The sequence below is a fragment of the Microbulbifer elongatus genome (genome assembly GCF_020524885.1).
Classification (GTDB): Bacteria; Pseudomonadota; Gammaproteobacteria; order Pseudomonadales; family Cellvibrionaceae; genus Microbulbifer; species Microbulbifer elongatus_A.
The window spans coordinates 831,182-851,946 of record NZ_JAIVKJ010000002.1; the positions used below are offsets into that span (position 1 = coordinate 831,182).

General features: G+C 53.4%; 16 protein-coding genes and 1 tRNA gene. 15 read left to right on the forward strand and 2 right to left on the reverse strand.

The genetic code is table 11. From position 1 onward, the window contains the following. Window positions 1-323: 323 nt before the first annotated feature. From LC059_RS10975 to parE, 11 genes are all read left to right on the forward strand, one after another. Window positions 324-1,049, forward strand: coding sequence for a paraquat-inducible protein A (locus tag LC059_RS10975; protein ID WP_226703893.1), 726 nt, complete (start codon window positions 324-326; stop codon window positions 1,047-1,049). Continuing rightward, on the forward strand, window positions 1,046-1,717 hold the full coding sequence (locus LC059_RS10980) for a paraquat-inducible protein A (protein WP_226703894.1): 672 nt from the start codon (window positions 1,046-1,048) through the stop codon (window positions 1,715-1,717). Before LC059_RS10975 ends, LC059_RS10980 begins: the two co-directional genes overlap by 4 nt. After that, complete coding sequence (locus LC059_RS10985) at window positions 1,714-4,074, forward strand: PqiB family protein (RefSeq protein ID WP_226703895.1); 2,361 nt, start codon at window positions 1,714-1,716, stop codon at window positions 4,072-4,074. The genes LC059_RS10980 and LC059_RS10985 overlap by 4 nt, the downstream gene beginning before the upstream one ends. Window positions 4,075-4,158: 84 nt before the next feature. Then, window positions 4,159-4,722: a DUF4136 domain-containing protein gene (locus tag LC059_RS10990; RefSeq protein WP_226703896.1), complete on the forward strand. Its 564-nt coding sequence runs from the start codon at window positions 4,159-4,161 to the stop codon at window positions 4,720-4,722. An 82-nt stretch (window positions 4,723-4,804) separates the two neighbouring features. Next, the gene (locus LC059_RS10995; RefSeq protein WP_226703897.1) at window positions 4,805-5,398 is read left to right on the forward strand and encodes a DUF4136 domain-containing protein; all 594 of its coding nucleotides are present in this window, start codon (window positions 4,805-4,807) and stop codon (window positions 5,396-5,398) included. Window positions 5,399-5,430: 32 nt separating this feature from the next. Further along, the gene (locus tag LC059_RS11000; RefSeq protein ID WP_226703898.1) at window positions 5,431-6,057 is read left to right on the forward strand and encodes an NUDIX domain-containing protein; all 627 of its coding nucleotides are present in this window, start codon (window positions 5,431-5,433) and stop codon (window positions 6,055-6,057) included. 133 nt (window positions 6,058-6,190) lie between these two features. Continuing rightward, window positions 6,191-6,760 carry a DUF1249 domain-containing protein gene (locus tag LC059_RS11005; RefSeq protein ID WP_226703899.1) on the forward strand — a complete coding sequence of 190 codons (570 nt, stop codon included), beginning with the start codon at window positions 6,191-6,193 and terminating at the stop codon, window positions 6,758-6,760. A gap of 52 nt (window positions 6,761-6,812) precedes the next feature. Further along, window positions 6,813-7,616, forward strand: a complete 804-nt coding sequence (locus tag LC059_RS11010) for a metallophosphoesterase (RefSeq protein ID WP_226703900.1) — start codon at window positions 6,813-6,815, stop codon at window positions 7,614-7,616. Between the two features lie 217 nt (window positions 7,617-7,833). Continuing rightward, window positions 7,834-8,508: a hypothetical protein gene (locus LC059_RS11015; protein ID WP_226703901.1), complete on the forward strand. Its 675-nt coding sequence runs from the start codon at window positions 7,834-7,836 to the stop codon at window positions 8,506-8,508. 106 nt (window positions 8,509-8,614) lie between these two features. Further along, window positions 8,615-9,262 (forward strand): YqiA/YcfP family alpha/beta fold hydrolase, encoded by a 648-nt coding sequence (locus tag LC059_RS11020; protein WP_226703902.1) that lies wholly within the window; start codon window positions 8,615-8,617, stop codon window positions 9,260-9,262. Between the two features lie 88 nt (window positions 9,263-9,350). Next, window positions 9,351-11,237: a DNA topoisomerase IV subunit B gene (gene parE / locus LC059_RS11025; protein ID WP_226703903.1), complete on the forward strand. Its 1,887-nt coding sequence runs from the start codon at window positions 9,351-9,353 to the stop codon at window positions 11,235-11,237. Between the two features lie 226 nt (window positions 11,238-11,463). On the opposite strand, the gene LC059_RS11030 is transcribed toward parE, so the two are convergent. Further along, window positions 11,464-12,498 carry an AraC family transcriptional regulator gene (locus tag LC059_RS11030; RefSeq protein ID WP_226703904.1) on the reverse strand — a complete coding sequence of 345 codons (1,035 nt, stop codon included), beginning with the start codon at window positions 12,496-12,498 and terminating at the stop codon, window positions 11,464-11,466. A gap of 309 nt (window positions 12,499-12,807) precedes the next feature. Here LC059_RS11030 and LC059_RS11035 point away from each other — a divergent pair, with 309 nt between their 5' ends. The 3 genes from LC059_RS11035 to LC059_RS11045 all read left to right on the forward strand — a co-directional run bounded on the left by LC059_RS11035 (window position 12,808) and on the right by LC059_RS11045 (window position 19,111). Continuing rightward, window positions 12,808-14,691 carry a hypothetical protein gene (locus LC059_RS11035; protein ID WP_226703905.1) on the forward strand — a complete coding sequence of 628 codons (1,884 nt, stop codon included), beginning with the start codon at window positions 12,808-12,810 and terminating at the stop codon, window positions 14,689-14,691. A 150-nt stretch (window positions 14,692-14,841) separates the two neighbouring features. Beyond that, window positions 14,842-16,731: a hypothetical protein gene (locus LC059_RS11040; protein WP_226703906.1), complete on the forward strand. Its 1,890-nt coding sequence runs from the start codon at window positions 14,842-14,844 to the stop codon at window positions 16,729-16,731. A gap of 490 nt (window positions 16,732-17,221) precedes the next feature. Then, entirely contained in the window at window positions 17,222-19,111 is a 1,890-nt protein-coding gene (locus LC059_RS11045; RefSeq protein WP_226703907.1) for a hypothetical protein, read from the forward strand. Between the two features lie 373 nt (window positions 19,112-19,484). On the opposite strand, the gene LC059_RS11050 is transcribed toward LC059_RS11045, so the two are convergent. Beyond that, window positions 19,485-19,576, reverse strand: a tRNA-Ile gene (locus LC059_RS11050). Between the two features lie 619 nt (window positions 19,577-20,195). Here LC059_RS11050 and LC059_RS11055 point away from each other — a divergent pair. Beyond that, a complete protein-coding gene (locus LC059_RS11055) occupies window positions 20,196-20,732 on the forward strand; it encodes a GNAT family N-acetyltransferase (RefSeq protein WP_226703908.1) in 537 nt (178 codons plus the stop codon). The last annotated feature ends 33 nt before the right edge of the window (window positions 20,733-20,765 follow it).

The following is a 20,765-nucleotide window of genomic DNA, read 5'->3' on the forward strand; positions in this document are numbered from 1 at the left end:
GGCAGTGCTGGCTTGGCCCGTTGGCAGTGCTCCAGAGTTTGAGGAGCCTGTTCCGTATCGAAGACGGCATTCGAGCCTGCGGTCGCGAGAGTGTACCTTCCGGCAGAAGGAGCGTCGAGGCGACGACCGGCGCAAATTGGTATATCTTCGTTAAACGGACGCGAATGTGCGGCCAGTTACAGAAGACCCCCAGTTAGAGGCCGGCGTGCCGCAATCAGCGCCACTTACCGGTCATTCTGACGCGCTGGGTTGCACCGCTGGATGCAGGTGGGACGAGATTTGTTCGGGCAGCAAGCGGAATTGCACACGGAATTGGAAGAAGCATGGGGCATGAATCCCGGCAGGGCACACAAAGCGAGCAATCCGGGCGCGGTGATGGCCCTGCGCACGGCGCTCTGTGGAAGCGCGCCTGCCACCAGTGCGATCTGCTGCTTACCCGCGCGCATGCACCGGTAGGGCAGCGCCTGATCTGTCCCCGCTGCGGCGCCACCTTGCACCGCAATATGGATCGCAGTGTCGCGCATACCGCGGCCCTGAGCCTGAGTGGCCTACTACTGTTTGTTCCCTCTGCCACCTTGCCGCTGCTGGAATTTTCCCTGTTTTCATTCGGTGCCGAAAACACACTGATAAACGGTGTCCAGTCCCTGTTTGGTGCCGGCTATATATGGTTGGCCTCGCTGGTGCTCTTTTGCAGTGTGGTGGCGCCGCTGGGAAAGTTTCTGCTGCTGGCGTTTATCAGCTGGGGCAGTGCCTGGGCACGCATGGCAAAGCCGGTGGCCCGGGCCCTGCGCTGGTATCACCACCTGCAGGAGTGGGGCATGCTCGATGTGTATATGCTCGGCATTCTCGTCGCGCTGGTGAAAATGTCGGATCTGGGCAAGATGTCGGTTGAACCCGGCCTCTACTGTTTCGTGGCCATGATGGTTGTATCCAGCGCGGCCACGGTGTCGTTTGATGCGGAAACCGTGTGGGCGCGCATTGCCCGCCATAGGGCGGATGCTGGTAAAGCGGGTGTCGGTAATGGGGCGGAAGCGGAGGGTGCACAGTGAACCGACCGGCGCGTGCTTTGTCTCAGGGGTTCTGGACCTGCCTCGGTTGCCGCAACCTGGTGCGAGCACCACAGGCGGACTCCTGCCTGTGCCCCCGCTGTGGTGCCCGCATGCACGGTCGTGTGGACGGTAGCATTATGCTGACCTGGGCGCTGACCATCACCGGTGCCCTTCTATTGATACCGGCGAATGTTCTGCCGGTGATGACGGTGATCTATCTGGGCTCTGGCGACCCGAGTACCATTGTCGGCGGCACCCTGGAGCTGTACCACGCCGGCCTGTGGGGCATTGCGTTGATCGTGTTTGTAGCGAGTATTGCGGTGCCGGTGATGAAGCTGGTTGGGCTGGTGATCCTGTGCCTGATCGTACAGCGGCGCTGGGATGTATCGCCCCGCCAGGCCATGCGTATTTACCGCGTGGTCAATGCAATTGGGCGCTGGTCACTGCTGGACCTGTTTATGATCTCTATCCTGGTCGCGCTGGTAGACATGGGAGCCATCGCGGAAGTCGCCGCCGGTGCTGGCAGCACCGCGTTTGCCACCGTAGTGGTGGTGACCATGCTGGCGGTGCGGGCATTTGATCCGCGCCTGGTCTGGGACGTATACGAAGAAAAAGTAACCGCTGCCAGCGCGCATGCGGAAGGAAACTCTCACGGGGAGAATGGATGAGCGAGCCGCCGATGCAATACGACGCCCCGCCCGAAGGGGTGGCGCGCCGCAGTCGCGGTCTCTCGCTGGTCTGGCTGTTGCCGTTGATCGCGGCATTTATTGCCGTATGGCTGCTGTACAAGGATTTCACCCAGGGGGATATTCGCGCCACCATCCTGTTTTCCACCGGCGACGGCCTGGTAAAGGGCAAGACCGCGGTGAAATACTCCGGGGTGGAAATCGGCGTGGTGAACGACTTCCGCCTGGTGCCCAATGCCAAGGAGCTGAACGGGCAGGACGGTGTGCTGGCCGAGGTGTCATTCAATCGCAGCGCCGCCTACCTGCTCACACAGGGCAGCAAGTTCTGGCTGGTGAAGCCGGAGGTCTCCCTGACCGGTGTGCGTGGGCTGGAAACCCTGGTATCTGGCAACTACATCGCTATCGAGCCGGGCAGTGGCGCCTCGCAAAAACACTTTGTTGCGGTCCCCGAGCCTCCGGCCTACGTACGCGGCGACGGGTTGCGGGTGACACTCAGGTCGCCGCGGCTGGCATCGCTCAGTCGCGGCTCGCCGGTGTATTTCCGTCAGCTAGAAGTAGGGCAGGTAGAGAGCTACCGCCTCGCGGAAGACGCCAGCGGGGTAGAGATCGGGCTGTTTATCCGCCGTGAGTACGCGGACCTGGTACATCGGGGCAGTCGTTTCTGGAACGCGTCCGGGGTTTCGATCCAGGGCGGCATCAGTGGTGTCACTGTAGAGCTGGAATCCCTCGCTTCGCTGATTGCCGGCGGGGTCAGTTTTTATACCCCGCCGTCGCAAAAACACACGCCAAAAGCCGAGGATGGCAACGAGTTCAAGCTCTACAAGAGTTTTGCCGAGGCTGACGCCGGTATTCCCATTACGCTCAATTTCGATCGCGGTGTGAACCTCACGGAAGGGTCCACCCAGGTCATCTACCAGGGGATCAAGGTAGGCGAAGTGAGCGGGGTTAAGGCCAACAGCCAGATTGACGGTATGGAAGTCAAAGTGCTGATGGACCCGATCACCGACGACCTGCTGACCGAGAACACGCGTTTCTGGCTGGCGCCTCCCACCCTGGATTTCACTTCCGGGGTCGACGACCTGCTAAAAGGTAACCGCATCGAGGTGGATCTGCGCACGGGAAATCGCTCGCTGCGGACCTTCGATGCCGCGAGCTCGCCACCGCCGCGGGACGAGCGCACCCCGGGCCTGCACCTGAAACTCACCGCGAGAAATACCGGTTCAATCCAGCGCGGGGCCTCGGTGTACTACCGCCAGATGGAGGTGGGCCGGGTGCAGGGTATGGAACTGCAAAGCGATGGTTCCCGTGTTGTCGTATACGTGGTTATTGAGCCCCGTTATGCACATCTGGTTAACAGCGACAGCCGTTTCTGGAATGTGAGCGGTGTGCGTGCCAGTGCCAGTCTTAAAGGGGTGGAGGTAGAGACAGACTCCCTGCTGTCGGTAGTGCGCGGTGGTATCGCGTTTGGCAGTGGGCCTCATCACAGTAAAAACGCCGAGCGTGCGCGCACCGGCGACAGCTTCCGCTTGTACAGCAGCCGCGAAGATGCGCTGGAAGAAGGGATAAATATCTATATCGATCTCACCGGCGACGAGGGGCTGAAAGAAGGGGCGCCACTGCGCTATCGCGGGATTCAGGTGGGTGAAATCACCCGCCTGCGCCTGAACTATGAGCTCGATGGCGTGCGCGCAAGAGCGCGTTTGTACCGGCGGGCAGAGCGCTTCGCCCGCACCGGCACCCGCATGTGGGTAGTTGGGCCAAAAATTGGCCTGGGCGGTGTGGATAACCTGGATACGCTGATTACGGGGCCCTTTCTGGAGCTGGAGCCTGGGCTGGGTAACGAACCACAGACAGAGTTTGTCGCTTTCCCTGTCAAGCCCAAGCCGGATCTGGCGGACACCATGATGATGCCCGGCCTGGCGCTGATCCTGAATGCCCCGAGGCGAGGTTCCCTCAAGCGCGGTAGCCCGGTGTATTACCGTCAGGTGAAGGTCGGGCAGGTGACCGGTTACCAGCTGGGGGAACTGGCGGACCGGGTTTACATCTATGTTTATATAGAGCCGGAGTTCCGCACCCTGGTGCGGGAGCACAGTAAATTCTGGAATGCCAGCGGCGTGGATGTGAATTTTGGCGTGATGACCGGTCTGGACGTACACACCGAGTCCGCCCAGGCCCTGCTGGCTGGCGGTATTGCCTTCGCCACGCCAGGCAATGAGGAGATGGGCCTTGAAGTGGAGTCCGGCAGCCACTATCCACTCTACGGTAAGCCCGAAGATGAGTGGTTGTTGTGGAGCCCGAAGATCGAGCTGTACCCGGCACTGGAAGACAGTTTCAAATAATCCGGATTTTTGTATCTATTACCGGGAATCTGCATAGAACTCATGGGAAACTTACCTGAGAATCACACGAAATAGGGAGAACGGATGCGTACTACAATAACCGGCCTGCTCGCGGGGCTACTGACCGTTGTCGGGCTCGCTGGCTGCGGCACCCCGACCCAGATCGAGCGGATCGAGCCGCGCACGGCGCCCGTAAGCTTCCAGACCTATGCCTGGGGAACCGAAGTGCTGACCGGTGATGCCGGCGCCCCGGCCCAACTGGTGGAACTGGACACCGAGCTACGCCGCACCGTGGGTGCTTTGATGCAGTCCCGTGGCTACCGCCAGGTGCAGAGTGTGGACTCGGCACAGATGGTGGTGGAGTATCAGATCGCGGTGATTGAGGAAGAGTTCGCTAGCGAGCAGGAAAATGAGAGCTGGGATGCACAGTTTGACAGCAATGCGCAGCGCGGTGTGGTGGAGTTGCCGGATCGTAGCGGTGCACCGCGGGTTACCCTCTCCGTGGGCATCGGACCGCATAACGGCATGCCCATCTGGGGTGGCAGCGCCACCAAACTGATGGCACGCCCGGAAGACAAGAGCGAGCGCCAGCGTATTCTCAACCGGGCGGTAGGAGAACTGCTCAAAGATCTGCCGCCGGCAAGCTGACCGCCGGCGCATACACCGAAACATCAATTCGATCACAGTTCGGCAGGGACGCCGGGACTCTCACCGATCAACAGGAGAGCATATGGCTTCACTGCCCAGTACCTTGCCCCGTACCTTTTTCAATCGGGCCTTGCGCGTCGTCACCCTCGGGCTTGTTATGGCCCTGGGGCTTGGTGGTTGCGCCAGCCCCAACCCGGTCGCGGTGGATTACGACCCCTCCTTCAAATTTGCCAACCTGCGCAGCTATTACCTTCTGGATACCCTGGCCAATGGCCCGGTGTCGCCGTTCGAAAGCAAGCGCGCCAATCAAGCGGTCAACGACGTGTTGAAAGGCAGTTACCGCCAGGTGGAAAGCCGCGAAGAAGCGGACTTTCTGGTGCGGGTGCAACTGTTCAGCAGCGACAAAGTGGCCGTGTATGAAGATCCCTTCAGTATCTACGGTGGCTATCGCTATTTCGGCTTCGGCTGGAGAGCGCCGCTGCGGGTACGTGAGTACCGCGAGTCGTCACTGATCGTGGATGTGTTGTCGCCGGAAGAGGCGCCCCTGTGGCGCGGCAGCATGCCGTCGGTGGCGGGCCGCTACGATGCGCCGGAGCAGCAGCTGTTCCGCCTGCGGGAAGAGGCCGGGATGATTCTCGCCAAATTCCCGCCCTACAACGATGTGGGTTTTGACTGATCAAATAAAGTAGTGGAATTGGGATAGACACCATGAGCGAAAACGGGAGTCTCAAGCCGCAGTTTACACGCGGCGCAGTCGACGTTATTTCCCGTCAAATAAAGTACGACGGCTACTTCCAGATTCACAAATTACGCCTGCGTCACCGGCTCTACCGCGGTGGCTGGAGCGGGGAAATGGAGCGGGAGCTGTTCGTGCGCGGCAACGCGGTCGGGGTACTGCTGTACGACCCGGAGCGCGAGCTGATCGCACTTACCGAGCAGTTCCGGGTGGGTGCGCTGGAGCGCGAAGGTGGCCCCTGGTGCCTGGAGGTGGTGGCTGGGATGGTGGAAGAGGGTGAAACGCTCGAAGGCGTTGCCCGCCGCGAGCTGCAGGAAGAGGCGGGCCTGGAAGTGGTCGACCTGCACTTTATCCGCAGCTACCTGCCAAGCCCTGGTGGCACCTGCGAGCGCATGCACCTGTTTTGTGCCTGTGTTGACCTGAGTGGGGTCGGTGGGTATTTCGGGCTGGCTGACGAGCACGAGGATATTCACCTGAGGGTTTTCCCCCTCGACCAGGTGCTGGACGCGGTGGCCAGCGAGGATGGAGTCATCGATAACGCCGCCAGCATCATCAGCCTGCAGTGGCTACAGCTGAACCGCGATCACCTTGGGCGCTGAGCCCGAATTACCGTATCGTATCCCGGTAGATGTATGAAAAATATGCATTGCTGTGGCGATGCGGCGAGTTGCCCCGACAACACAGGCAATTTGAGAGATAAATCACGGCGCAGACTCAACAGGAGTGTCGATAATGGCGGTACCGGCAGGCACTGGCCGCAAGGCAAAATCCCGGGAACCCGGTAGCTCGAAAGGGCTAAACCGGGTCGGTGAGAGTGGTGGCAAGTTAAGCGAAGCGCGCTCAAAAGAGCGCTACCGAGTGGACCTTACCTCCTATCACGCCGATTGCGATGCCAACTATTTGCGCCTGTGCAAATTGATGCCGGAGCTCGCAACGAACCATAGCTGGTCCTACCAGATGCCCAACGGCACCCTGGAGGTGGCCGTGGTGGAGCGCAGCAGATACACCACAGAAGTGTGCCTGCAGGCCACCAGTAGAGAGAACAGTAATGAAACCAGCTGGCTGACGCCGCCGCCCATTACCGTACGCCTTTATCATGACGCGCGTATGGCAGAAGTAGTGGCTGTGGATGGCCAGGGGCCGGTTGGCGGAGATGGGTTGAATTTCAGCTATCCCAACCCGGCTATGCACAATGAAGATGAGCGCCAGCAGGTTAACCGCTATCTGAGCGAGTGGCTGGCGCATTGCCTGGCAAACGGCCGCGCTGAGGTCGAGCTTCCATTCCGCGGAAGCCAAACCTGAAGCCAGCCGGGCATCGCAAACGCGAACATGGATGTTACGGCAAGGTGAGACATTGAATATTGAGGCAGTACAACCGGCAAACCGGCTGATCCAGATCACCGACCCCCATATTGGTGGCCGGCCGGATTACCAGTTGCTGGGATTGGATACCGGGCACACCCTGAATGAGGTGCTCTCTGCCGTGTCCGCTGATTCTGCCTCCACGGATCTGATCGTGGTCACGGGCGACGTTTCCGCCAACGGTTCCGAGGCCGCCTACCGCCGCTTCCTGCACAAGATGCAGCCAGTTACCACGCCCTGGTTCTGGCTCCCCGGCAACCACGACAATCCCCACAGAATGGACGAACTGGCCCCCAGGCGGCGGCCGGAAGTGGTCCCTCTGGGCGCCTGGCGTCTGCTGCTGCTGGATACCAGCGTGCCCGGGCAGATCAGCGGTGGCTTCAGTGCCGCAGAGCTGGAGCGCATTGGCCAGCTGCTGCAGAGCAATCGTGAACATCCGGTGCTGATCATGATGCACCACCAGCCGGTACCCGTGGGCAGCCACTGGATCGACGGGCATATGCTGAAGCAGGGGCGCGAGGCGTTTATCGGGCTGGTGAGCGATGCGGAGAACGTGCGCGCCATCGCCTGGGGCCATGTGCACCAGCAGTTCGACAGTCACCTAGGGCATATCGGCCTGCACGCCACCCCTTCCACATCGGTGCAGTTCACTCCCGGCAGCGGCCCTTTCGCGGTCGATAGCGAGATGCCCGGCTACCGTTGGTTTGACCTGCGCGAAGACGGCAGTTACGAGACCGGTGTAGAACGCGTGGCCATCTCAGAATACAGTGTGGACTTGGCCTCCTCTGGATACTGATCCTGTTGCGACAGGAGAAACTAGGCCAATCCTCCCCTTTCCACATCTCGATCTGCCTTTCGTGACTCCGTATCCATCCATCTATCATAATATGGCACGAGAATTCGCGGTTTAGTGGTACCGAGTTCCTGAGGTAGAGTACTGGCTAGGCGCGATGTTCTGCCGCCATCACCTATTCATTCATTTACCTGTGTGCACATCAGGGAGTGAGGCCACCATGCAGACAATTCATACAACCATCTATAAAAAAGCGCTGTCCCTGCTGCTTCTTGCCACGGTGTTGTTGGCGGGCTGTGCGCAGCAGCCGGTTGCATCACCGGAAGACGAAGCGGATGGCCTACTGCCCCGCAAGACCGGGCTGGACAGCGTCAGTGCTGTCTTCGCTTTCGATTTGAGCGGCGCCAAGGTCTATCTGGAGCCGGTGGGGGTGGAATACACCAAACGCTTCCCCAGCGCTGGTTCTTCACTGCGTGCAGAAGATTACGAGCTGCGCGAAAAAGATCTCACCAAGCTACAGGCGCTGATGGGGGAAACCCTGAGTGAGCGCTTCCTTGCGCCGCGTCGCAGTGAGCTGGTAGCGGACAAGGCTGACTCGGATTATGTATTGCAGCTGGACCTGAGCCGTTTTGCCCTCGGTGCACCGCTGGACCCGCAGCCCTGGGTGTGGCGCGTCTACACCGATCAGAGCGCCTACGGAACCCTCTCCGGTGAGCTGAAAGACAGCAGTGGCAACCCGGTAATGCGTTTCAGCGATCGCCGCGATATTGGCGAAAACTTTGGCAACCTGGGCCCCGCGGGCCGTTTTGAGCGGTTCAACAGTGTGACCTTCTGGCGCGACATGAGAGTGGATATGCGCCGCGCTTTCGCCAGCCTGGACGAGGCTCTGCGCTGATCGTCTCTCGTTGACTGCCTCTCATTTTCGATATGGGAGCCGGTCACTGCGTGTTCGGGGAATTGCCGCCGGTACATCTGCCGGCGGCGCCGCTATAATCCCCGCCATGTCACAACAAGAACACGCCTCCGAATACGCCCCTAATTCTGCCGACGAGCGCCCGCTGCTGATTTACCTGCACGGGTTTCTGTCGTCGCCGCAGTCCTACAAGTGTGAGCTGCTCAAGGACTGGCTGAAAGAGTCTCGCCCGGATGTCGTCTTTTACGCTCCGCTGATTTCCCCGTATCCCGCGGAAGCGGCGACGGTGCTCGGCAATGCAGTAAATGCGTTTGTATCGCAGCATAAAGGCCCCATTGGTCTTGTGGGCAGCTCCATGGGAGGCTTCTGGAGTACCTGGCTGGCGGAGCAGTACAATCTTCCGGCGGTCATCATCAATCCTGCGGTTGCGCCCTCGCGGTTTATGCCCAACTATCTCGGGCAGGATCTCAAGCCGTACAGTGGCGAGATGCAGACCTATCGCCTGCAGGCGTCCGATGTGGATAAGATGCAGCAACTGGAAGCTGCGATACCGGAAGTGTTGACCAGTCGCTACTGGTTGCTCGCTCAGCGCGGTGACGAGACACTGGACTGCCGCGAGGCCGAACGTTTTTACCGCGGCCAGCGCCAGACTATCGAGGATGGGGGTGATCATAGCTTCCAGGGATTTGCCCGGTACGCCGAGGCACTGGTAGATTTCCTGTTTCCGAACGAATAACAACGTCTAAGCGACACTCAGGTAACACCTGAAAACACTTATAAACAACACCAAGCAGTAGGCGCCGGCCGCGGCGAATAAGAATTCTATGGCCAATTATTCCGCAGAAGATATTGAGGTATTGACGGGGCTGGACCCGGTGAAAAAACGCCCGGGCATGTATACCGAAACAACCCGGCCCAACCACCTGGCTCAGGAAGTGATCGACAACAGTGTCGACGAAGCCCTCGCCGGCCACGCGAAAAAAATCGAAGTGGTATTGCACAAAGACCACTCAATCTCCGTGAGTGACGATGGCCGCGGTATGCCGGTGGATATTCACCCGGAGCAGGGCCGCCCCGGGGTAGAGGTGATCCTTTCCACCCTGCACGCTGGGGGCAAATTCTCCAAGAATAACTACCAGTTCTCTGGCGGCCTGCATGGCGTGGGTGTATCGGTGGTTAATGCCCTGTCGAAAGTGCTGGAGGTGACCATCCAGCGCGAGGGCAAGGTGCACCGCATCGGCTTCCAGAACGGCGACAAGGCCTCGGACCTGGAAGTTGTCGGTGAATGTGGCAAGCGCACCACCGGCACCAGCGTGCGCTTTCTGCCGGATCCGAAATATTTTGATTCATACAAGTTCTCCGTGCCGCGCCTGCGCCACCTGTTGCGCGCCAAGGCGGTACTCTGCCCCGGCCTCGATGTCACCTTTATCAATGAACAGGACGGTGAGACCGACCAGTGGTACTACGAAGACGGTCTCAAGGACTACCTCGCCGCGGCCAATAGCGGCTGGGAAGTACTGCCGGCGGAACCCTTCGTGGGCAACTTCTCGGCAGAGACCGAAGCAGCCGACTGGGCCGTACAGTGGCTGCCGGAAGGCGGTGAGGTCACCGTCGAATCCTATGTAAACCTGATTCCCACCGCCCAGGGCGGTACCCACGTCAACGGCCTGCGCGCCGGCCTGCTCGATGCCATGCGCGAGTATTGTGAGATCCGCAACCTGCTGCCGCGCGGAGTAAAGCTTGGACCGGAAGATATCTGGAACCAGTGCTCCTATGTGCTCTCCGCCAAGCTCGCCGACCCGCAGTTTTCCGGGCAGACCAAAGAGCGCCTCAGCTCCCGCGAGGCCACCGCGTTTATTTCCGGTGTAGCCAAGGATGCGTTCGGCCTGTGGCTGAACCAGCACACCGAAGACGGCGACAAGCTCGCCGAACTGTGTATCAGCAACGCGCAGAAACGCCTGCGCTCGGCCAAAAAAGTTGCGCGCAAGAAAGTTACCCAGGGCCCGGCGCTACCCGGCAAACTGGCCGACTGCTCCAGTGGCGATGCTACCCGTTCGGAGCTCTTCCTGGTGGAGGGTGACTCCGCCGGCGGTTCTGCCAAGCAGGCGCGCGATCGCGAGTTCCAGGCCATCATGCCGCTGCGCGGTAAGATCCTGAACACCTGGGAAGTGGATTCCAGCGAGATCCTCGCCAGCCAGGAAGTACACGATATTGCCGTCGCAATCGGTGTTGATCCCGGTAGCGATAACCTGGAAGGCCTGCGCTATAACAAGATCTGCATCCTCGCCGATGCCGACTCCGACGGCCTGCACATTGCAACGCTTCTGTGCGCCCTGTTCCTGCGCCACTTCCGCCCGCTGGTTACCAACGGCCACGTCTACGTTGCCATGCCCCCGCTGTTCCGCATTGATATCGGCAAAGATGTTTACTACGCGCTGGATGATGCAGAACGCCAGGGTATCCTCGACCGCATTGCGGCAGAGAAGAAGAAAGGCAAAATCCAGGTGACCCGCTTCAAGGGCCTCGGCGAAATGAACCCGCTGCAGCTGCGCGAGACCACCATGGACCCCAACACCCGCCGCTTGGTACAGCTGTATATCGACGCCGGCGATGACAGCAATCAGTTACTGGACATGCTGCTGGCGAAGAAACGAGCCGGCGATCGAAAGCAGTGGCTGGAGAGCAAAGGGAACCTTGCGGAAGTAAGTTGAGTTTAAGTTCAACGATACATGTACTAAAGAGAATGATTCGACTTGAGGACTCACTTTAAGACAATCACACTTTGGGAAAGGAATCCCGAAGTGTTTTCAGATCATTCCTGATCGAAAATCAAAGCCCACTTCTCTGGTGCCGTCACATTCCATAGACTACAGAAACAGAGCCTAGTCTCTGCATGCTCTCAATTGCGCGAATCCGATAAGAATTTCTAAATGAAAGTTATTCAGGTGAGGGTATAACTCTCGTGTGAGTGCACTTCAAATGGCTTTCGAGACTACTGTTGGTCCACCGTTTAAATGCTTTCGAAAAAGAGCTTCCATCTGAATACCCAAGATTTTTAGCGATGTAAGTTGGGCTGGAATGCCCCAGGCTCATAATTCTTTGAGTTTCAGCTAGCAGCAGGGAATCCTTTAGTGAAGAAAAGGATGCGCCCTCTAACTGGAGTCTCCGCTTTAGCGTCGCAACGCTCAAGTTGAGTTCTTGCGCTACTGAATCGATTCTTGCCATTGCAGGAAAAGTATGATTTTTAAGAACCCTGACAACCCTGTCGCTATAGGATTGGTCACTGAATAATTCCAGTGATCGATTTGCTAATTTTACCAAGTCTTCAAAAATTTCTTTTTTCGGGTTGTGTATTGGAAGTTCGAGAATTCTAGTTGAGAAAACGAAGTGGTTCTCTGGTTGAGATCCGATTACGGGGCATCGAAAGTATTCGGAATACTGAGTGTCGAGGGCGTTTATGTCGCGAGAGAATCCTATGCGGGCAATCTCTATACCTTTGGGTTCGATGTTGTTGGTTAGGAACTTTGTTGTCTTGATAAACTGGGAGAGTATATTCAGAAATACATAATGCCAGTCAAAATCTCTATCCAGGCTTTTCACTGTTAAAGAGATTTTTAATTCCGAGCTTTCGATGGATGAAGTTAAATGAAAGCAATTTGAAATGAGCTGCCTATACGGCGAAGCACTTCTTAGCGCACGAGCAATATTACCTGAGTGCATCATAATCAGTCCGGGAATACCAAGGTCTGAAATGTGTATGCATTCTCCAATCTTACAGGGCAATAACGGGTCATCACTATGCGCTATCAGTTTTTTCCATATAGCGATGTAATCATAAATCGAAACATAGCCTGGCTGTATGTCCCGGATTACGAGTGATTTAATAAAGCTCGTGTAAGCAGGGTTTTCAATTAATTGGACGGACGTACTAATTAATGCATCCACCTTTTCCCTGGAGATCACGTTATCCATCTTTAGGCCTGTTAAATCCGTCTCACAAAACACCAATTTATAAAGTTTGTATTTTAATGTGTCTGTAGAAATGGCATAGCGCAATCCTTGTCATATCGGCTCATTCTCGCCGTCAAAAAAGATAAATGTCGGCTGCGTCACAAGTTGAAATTGTCTCCCCATTTAGAGTCCGCCCTGCTTACTTGGCAACCGTAAAATCCATTCGGACTCAAGTGTCGTTTGTAAAATTTCCCACGAGTGAAAGCTGCAAGCTGACAAATGTTCCCAGAATAACTCACTATCAAGATTTTTTTTCTAAAGATATTTTTAATGAAGATAAATATTCTAATTATGATCTGCTCGCTTCTGCTTGTGGCATGTAAAGATGACGCAAAGAATGAAAGTGAAGTTGACGCGCCCGCACCAATAGTCTCCGGGGAGGAGAATCCTTCGGACGATACAGCGGGTGAGGCTGATGATGCCGACGATGAAGTTGTCGATGAAGTTGTCGATGAAGTTGTCGATGAGGTTGACGAGTCTGATATTCAGGGCCCTCCTGCTAGTCACATTCCGGCTGAGGAAGATGCCGCAGCCTATCAAGAAGAATTTTGGCTGAACTTCGCCTGCGGAGAGAACTGCAAAAGCGCCAGACTGACCTCAGATCTGCAAAACTCGTCGTATTCCCAGGTAAAGCTACCTATTAGACCCTCGCAACTAGAATCGATTGATGTGGTTGAGATTAGTCGTGAGAATGTCATCTCAAATATCGATACCAGGTATCTTGCAAGCGATATTCAACTGGAGTCCCTAGGAAATGGCCTTCTGAAAGTGACGAATAACACTTCAAGGCACTTTTCATCCATTCTTGCTATGCACAAGACAGGTTTTGGGGGCGCGCCAGTGAAGCTTTCCTTCGATAATGTTCTGGAAGATTTTTCCAGTGTGACCTATTCCGGCGTGCCTGATGGAGCCCTAGATTACATAGAGGTTGCACCAATACTCAACCTTGATATTTCTTATCGCGGGCAGGTTGAAAGTTGTGATGAGCCGAGAACGGGGGATGCTTCCTGGACCTGCAGACGACACCCAACCGAGTCAGAAGCGGAAACCTTGAAATCCCTTTCGGCTAACGTCAAATGGTATATGAATACCTACCATTTACCGGATATGCTCGATGCATTTGGCTTCGGGCGTGAGTATAACGGATATGCGCCGACAGAAAAAACAAGGTGTAGTGCGTTTACAGAATGTGGCGATGAGCATTCAATTAGCGAAACCCTTTTGTATTATCTGTTTAGCGCGGCTTCCAGCGGCCACAGGTTAAATGTGGGAACGTTGGAAAAATATAAGAACAATATTGTGGGGGTGGGTGGTGGACGGACTCCCTATCCGTTTTGGGGTGAGGGGCGTTCCGGCTACTTGGCAATGCTAAAGCTCGACAGTATTTATCAAGGAAACTACACGACCTACATGCATGAGCTTGGACATGCTCTGGGTTATTATCATCAATCTGGCTTTTCTTATGGCTTTCCACATTTTTCCAGTCAGTTTGTGATGGATCGACTTGGTGATAAACAAGTGGTCGAAGGCGTGCCGCCTGAAGTATTTCTCTCGAAAGGCTGGCACGATGGCAATTTGTACTTGAAGGTCTATTCTTCCAATGGCTCCACCGAGAGAAGGCTTAACCTTCAGGGACTCAGTATGACTGAGTTTGATTCTACCGCATACGTCTCTGAAGAAGGTAGTACGATCAAGATTGAATTTTCAAAACCGCCAAAGCAGCGTTTCCTTGTGCGCGTCTTTTCTGGGAAATCCGATCTTGTAATGACTCGAGACATCGCTCCAGGAATGTTGATGTTGGATAAGCGATCCACAGAAGATTTGCTGGTGATAAATGACAGCATGTTAAGTGGAATTATCGCGCGAGAAAGTCTGCTGAAGTCTGGTATCGATAAGTCTCCCAAAATCCTGGATACCCTTTGTATAGGTCTATTCCGGAATGGTGATGCCATTGCTACGCCTTCTGCAGATGCGTTAACACTGCTTTCTGCTGATTCCAGTTACTATGAAACCTTTAAAGGTGAGCCATTCTACGCTCATGGAGGAAGCGATGGTGGTACTGGAACATTTAATTTTGAGACTCTCGTTTTTACTAAGATGCCGAACAGGAATCCTGTACCTTCAGTGAATTTAGGTTGCCAGTATTCGATATAAAGAGTTGGAGATATAAAAAAGGCTAATAAAGGCCCCTTCAGGGGCCTTTTTGTTTTCGTGTTTTGTCTCCTTGTCCGAAAAGTATATTTTTTGGAGGGTGCTCATAAAGCTTGTGAGATGTTGTGATTCGAATGGTTTCTTGGAGCGGAAATGAATTTTAGAGTTTTGTTTATGCTCGTTACGTTGCTACTTGCGGCGTGTAACGATGAGGCGAAAAAAGAGAGTGAAATAGACGCGCCGTTGCCTCTTGCCTCGCGAGGCGACGGTTCGTCCGGTGACGTGGATGATGTTGGGGGCGGCACTGAAGATGAGGTTGTCGATGACGTCGATGGCAATGAAGATGATCACAGTGGTGATCCAGACGACGCTGACAACGATTCGCCGCCAAGCAGTACTATTCCTACAGAAGAAGACAGTTCTGCTTATTCTGAAGAATTTTGGCTGAATTTCGACTGCGGAGAAAACTGCGAAAGTGCCAAACTAACTTCAGATCTGGAAAATTCCTCGTATGCTCAAATTGAGCTGCCCATTAAGCCTTTGCCTCTTGAGTCCGTTGGTGTGATCGAAGTCAGCCGCGAGGCAGTAGAGTCAAATATTGATACAAGGTATCTTGCCAATGACATTCGGGCTGAGTCACTCGGAAACGGAATGGTGAAGGTGACGAATAATACACCGCGGAAGTTTATCTCGATTCTTGTTATGCACTCTACAGGTTCAGGGTCTGCTCCCCTGAAGATAGAGTTTGATAGCAATTTGAGTGGGTTTTCCAGTGCAATCTATTCAGGTGTACCTGAAGGTACTTTGAATTATGTAGAGACTGCGCCAATACTCAACCTTGATATCTCGTATCGCGGAAAGAGTGAGAGTTGTGATGAACCTAGAACAGGGGATGCGTCCTGGGCCTGTGTGCGACATCCAACCCAACAAGAAGAAGAAATCCTGAAGGCGCTTTCTGCAAACGTTAAGTGGTTTATGAACACTTATCACTTGCCTGGATTTATCGACGCTTACGCTTTCGGGCGCGAATACAAGGGGTATATTCCCAAAACGCTTTGTACCGGGTTTGAAGGCTGTGAAAGCAAATTTTCTGTTAGCGAAGTCATGTCGCGCTACCTGTTCACCCTGGCCTCTAATGGGCACCGAATGAACATCGGTAAGTTGGAGATTTATAATAGAGGCTGGGTGGGCCTGGGCGGTGGTAGGATGCCATCCTCGTTTTGGGGGGAGGGGCGTGCAGGCTGGATAAGCTTGGCTAAGGTCAAAACTTTGTTTCAAGGTAACTATGTAACTTACATGCATGAGCTCGGCCATGCTATGGGATTTAGTCATCAGTCAGGTTTTACGTATGGGTTTCCTGGTTTTGCCGGAAAGTATGTGATGGATCGGCTTGGTGACAAACAGGTTGTTGAGAGTGTGCCATCCGAAGTATTCCTTTCGAAGGGTTGGCGTGATGGAAATTTATACTTAAAGGTGTACTCATCGAGCGAATCGCCCGGAAATAGTTTCAAGTTTCAGGGACTCAGTATGACGTCCTTCGATTCAGTGGCTTACGTTTCTGAAGAGGGGAGCACCGTAAAAGTCGAGTTTTCAGAGCCGCCGAAGCAGCGTTTTCTGGTGCGCGTATTTTCTGGAGAATCTGATCTCGTAATGACCAGAGATATAGCGCCAGGAATATTGATGTTGGATAAGCGATCTACTGACGATCTACTGGTGATAAGCGACAGGGTCTTCAATGAAATCCTCGAGAAGGACAACCTAATGCATTCTGGCATTGATAGATCGCCAAAAACTCTCGAAATACTTTGCAATAAACTGTTTCGAAAAAGTGATATTGACCTCATTCCTACTGCGGACGCGTTGACACTGCTTTCCAGTGATCCCAATTACTATGAGAGATTTAAAGATGCGCCTTTCTATGTTCGTGGAGGAGAAAAAAATACTAACCCTGGGATATTTGATTTTGAATCCCTAATTTTTTCTGAGGTTCCTGATAATGAACCCCTTCCTGTGATTAATTTAGGCTGCACGAATTCGATCTAGCAAAGGTAGTGAAAGATTGATTGATACACAGTAACAGTTTGGGTGCTTGTTTCACCAAGGACTGACACTCGCAAGACCAGCCTCATTAGGGGCTGGTCTTTTTGATTGAAGCGAGCAAGGTATCAGAGAGCCTTTTCGATGTTCTTCTATTAAATCAGTCAGGCTTTCAGGGTTACTCCTGTGAGAAAATACATACAAATGGATCCACAGTTTTTCGTGAATTTTATCTTGTAGGGCGTTTGTCCAAATATGTATTCCGACACCAAATGACAGCGGTCTTGTCATATCGGCTCATTATTCGAAACAAAAAGACCAAGTGTCGTCTAGATCACAATCCAAAACGTTCTAGCCGTATAGAGTTAAGTCGTGCTTGGAGGTTTGATTCGTATTTAGGGTGAGGTTCTAGCAACTTATATTGTCTGTCGATCCCATCACGTCATTGGTAAAGAGTCCATCTAATTAGTTGTAGTTTTTCTCGGCGGAGGAATAAATGAAATTGAAAATTTTACTCATGCTCTGCGCGCTTTTTCTTGTGGCGTGTAAAGAGGATGCGAAGAAACAGAGCGAGATCGAAGAGCAAGTCCCTGTGGTCTCAGAGGGGGATACCAGTGAAGACGACGCAGGTGATAGTGGTGAGCAGGACCCTGCCGACCCCACTGATCCTGTCGACCCAGAAGATCCTATAGATTCCGGCGATCCTACTGATCCGGTGGACGAACCGCTTCCAGGCGCTGACACACCTCCGGACGAGGACACTACCGTTTATTCAGACAAGTTCTGGGAGAACTTCAGCTGTGGCGCAAGCTGTGAGACTGAAAATTTCAGTTCCGATCTGGTTGATTCCTCCTATGCCCAGGTTGAGTTACCGATTACGCCTGCGCAACTGGACTCGGTTGACGTGGTCGAGATCAGTAGTGAGGCGGTCACCTCGAATGTTGATACCCGGTATCTGGCCAATGATATTCAGGTAGAGTCCCTCGGAGATGGAATGGTAAAAGTGACGAATAATACGGCAAGGCACTTTTCGTCCATTCTTACCATGCATACGACGGACACGGGTTCCGCACCCTTGAAGATTGAGTTTGATACTATCTTGAGCGGCTTTTCGAGCGTCACCTTTTCAGGTGTTCCAGATGGAGCTCTGGGCTACGTAGAAACTGCGCCGATACTGAATCTCGACATCGCTTACAAGGGGCAGAGCGTAAATTGTGATGAGTATATAAATTCGGGTACTGACTGGGCGTGTGTGCGAAACCCAACCCAGGCAGAAGCGAATACCCTGAAGGCACTATCGGCCAATATTAAATGGTTCATGAATACCTATCACTTTTCAGAAGCCCTCGATGCGTTCGCTTTCGGTCACGAATATATGGGGCATACACCCTCTAAAACCTGTACCGGGTTTGAAGGCTGTGGTGTCAAATTCTCAGTGACTGAAAACATGATGTACTACCTGTTCAGTCTGGCTTCTACTGGGCACAGGTTGGATGTCGGAAAGTTGGTGGTCTCCGGCAGGGGGTGGGTAGGCGTGGGCAGCGGGAGGACGCCGTTCCAGTTTTTCGGCGAGGGTCGCACTGGCTGGATGGGCTTAACGAAGACCGATGCCCTGGCGCAAGGCAACTATGTAACCTTCATGCACGAGCTTGGGCACGGTGCGGGATATAACCATAAAACAGGGTTCACTTATGGCTTTCCTCACTTTGCCGGTCAATATGTGTTTGATCTGCTCGGCAACACGCAGGTAGTGGAAAGTGTGCCACCTGAAGTTTTTCTCTCAAAGGGTTGGCACGATGGTAACTTATACTTGAAAGTCTATTCATCCAATGAATCCGCCGAGAAGATGCTGAAACTTCAGGGACTCAGCTTGACAGCCTTTGGTTCGACGGCCCATGTCTCTGAAGATGGTAGCGCCATCAAGGTCGAATTTTCGGAGCCGCCCAAGCAGCGTCTACTTGTGCGTGTGTTTTCTGGAGAATCTGATCTCGTGATGACCAAGGATGTTGCGCCAGGAATGCTGATGTTGGATGAGAGGTCCACTGACGATTTGCTGGTGATAAGCGATGGCATTTTGAGTGAGATTATCGAGAAGGAGATTTTGCTGCACTCCCGTATTGATAAGTCGCCGAAAATTTTGGATACGCTTTGTAATAAGCTGTTTAGGCAAGGCGATACCTTGGTCGCTCCCACTGCGGATAGGTTAACAATGCTGTCCGGGGATGCCGGTTATTATGAAAGCTTCAAGGGCGAGCCTTTCTTTGCACATGGGGGATCCGATAGTAGCGCTCCTGGTACCTTTAATTTTGAGTCTCTGGTTTTTACAGAGACCCCGAATAATGAATCGCTTACTTCGATTAATTTGGGTTGTATGAGCTCTATCTAGGTATAAATTGCAAATTTTGATAAGGCCCTCGTTTGGGGCTTTATCAAGAAAAAACCTTTATGTAATTGTCTGTGAAACTAGCAAAAAATAGATGATGAGACTGTTTGAATCTATGCCAGTTATCGAAAAATGTTACCGTGGCAAGGTGGTCAAAAAATAGCAAGGCTTGGCATGGTGCTGTGGGCCTTAGACTCTTCGCCGGACAACTTACTTTGTGCACATTTTTGTGCGAGTCGCTGAACAAAAAATACGCAAAGTGATCTGCCCATGTTGTGGCGTCATGAATTTATCGGCGGCATATACGTAGTAAGTTTCAAGCGCAGAACAACCCTGGAATCAGTCCAATAAGAAAATCATCAGTAAGTTATGTGTGTGGTAGGGACGGAGGGATTCGAACCCACAACCAGCCGCTTATCTGGCGCTACGGAGTATAAACCCGCTGCTCTACCATTGAGCTACGTCCCCGGCAGACACGTAAATGGCCGCAAGGGATATTCGGAACTGATATGGATGTTTGGCTGATTGGTTCATGTGCCTAAGAGTAGAGAATTGGTACTATTGAAGCAAGTCCCATTTCATAACAAATCAGTGAGCTGCGCGCCTTAGGAGCCGGATACCCAATGCTGGGTATAAGCTGTTGGCTATCGAGGCGATATTTTTGGCGGCGGAAAACTAAGGACAGGGTAATGTTCGGCTATAAAAACCTAAAAAGTGAAAATCTCAAGCCTCTGCTGGCAGTCGTTAAAATTCTACATTTCGTTTCAATTGTTGTTCTTGCATTTATCCCGATCTGGATTGTTCCGGTGATGTACTTTGGGTACTCCGTACCATATACACTTTCATTTGCATTCTATGCGATGTTGGGGATCATTTCGGCTGGATTGTTAGCCGCACTAGTTGCGTTTGAAGAGAGTTATCGTCGAAGAACTGTATAGTTGGAGTCAGTGCAGTGAGAAGAGAAGCCGTAATGCTAGATGGATTAGTTCTGGGATTCCTTCAGTAGGCCGGTTAATGGCCTTTCGCATAATCTTTTCTAGGGGCTGCACTAAGTTTTTGTACCAACCTACCGCTCGGTATAAGTGACATGAATTTTTCTATCTTTACCCCAGAAAACACGCAAGAAGTTATCAATGTGTTCACGACCGTATTTTCTGCGTCAGAGGGCGAAGAAGAAGGCAGGAGCATAGGGAACTTGGTTTCGAATCTAATTACCAAGACTGATCCAGACGACCTAATTGGATTTGTTGCAGTCGACAAAGGTAGTATTTTGGGGGCCATCTTTTTCAGTCGTCTCACTGTACCGAGCGGACAGGTCGCCTATATCCTTTCACCCGTCGCAATTGCTACCGAGGTTCAGGGCACTGGCATAGGGCAGCGATTGATCAATTACGGCCTTGCGTATTTGAAGTCACAAGACGTCAGTCTTGTGTTTACCTACGGTGATCCGCGTTACTACTCAAAAACGGGCTTTCAGCAAATCAGTGAGAAAGTGGTACAAGCGCCATTCCCGCTAAGCCAGCCAATCGGATGGCTCGCGCAGTCGCTAGATGGCGAACCTATCAAGGCCATGAGTGGTTCATCGCAGTGCGTGGAGGCGTTAAGTGATCCAGGTTACTGGTAGGGAAGCATCGTGTCTTACTCTGTAGACCTAATG

Bases quoted from the DNA above. Each gene is read 5' to 3' on its own strand.
- LC059_RS11020 (WP_226703902.1), top strand. From the start codon at position 8,615: ATGTCACAACAAGAACACGCCTCCGAATACGCCCCTAATTCTGCCGAC.
- LC059_RS11000 (WP_226703898.1), top strand. From the start codon at position 5,431: ATGAGCGAAAACGGGAGTCTCAAGCCGCAGTTTACACGCGGCGCAGTC.
- LC059_RS11040 (WP_226703906.1), top strand. From the start codon at position 14,842: ATGAATTTTAGAGTTTTGTTTATGCTCGTTACGTTGCTACTTGCGGCG.
- LC059_RS11015 (WP_226703901.1), top strand. From the start codon at position 7,834: ATGCAGACAATTCATACAACCATCTATAAAAAAGCGCTGTCCCTGCTG.
- parE (WP_226703903.1), top strand. From the start codon at position 9,351: ATGGCCAATTATTCCGCAGAAGATATTGAGGTATTGACGGGGCTGGAC.
- LC059_RS10985 (WP_226703895.1), top strand. From the start codon at position 1,714: ATGAGCGAGCCGCCGATGCAATACGACGCCCCGCCCGAAGGGGTGGCG.
- LC059_RS10995 (WP_226703897.1), top strand. From the start codon at position 4,805: ATGGCTTCACTGCCCAGTACCTTGCCCCGTACCTTTTTCAATCGGGCC.
- LC059_RS11045 (WP_226703907.1), top strand. From the start codon at position 17,222: ATGAAATTGAAAATTTTACTCATGCTCTGCGCGCTTTTTCTTGTGGCG.
- LC059_RS11005 (WP_226703899.1), top strand. From the start codon at position 6,191: ATGGCGGTACCGGCAGGCACTGGCCGCAAGGCAAAATCCCGGGAACCC.
- LC059_RS11030 (WP_226703904.1), bottom strand. From the start codon at position 12,498: ATGGATAACGTGATCTCCAGGGAAAAGGTGGATGCATTAATTAGTACG.
- LC059_RS10975 (WP_226703893.1), top strand. From the start codon at position 324: ATGGGGCATGAATCCCGGCAGGGCACACAAAGCGAGCAATCCGGGCGC.
- LC059_RS11055 (WP_226703908.1), top strand. From the start codon at position 20,196: ATGAATTTTTCTATCTTTACCCCAGAAAACACGCAAGAAGTTATCAAT.
- LC059_RS11035 (WP_226703905.1), top strand. From the start codon at position 12,808: ATGAAGATAAATATTCTAATTATGATCTGCTCGCTTCTGCTTGTGGCA.
- LC059_RS10990 (WP_226703896.1), top strand. From the start codon at position 4,159: ATGCGTACTACAATAACCGGCCTGCTCGCGGGGCTACTGACCGTTGTC.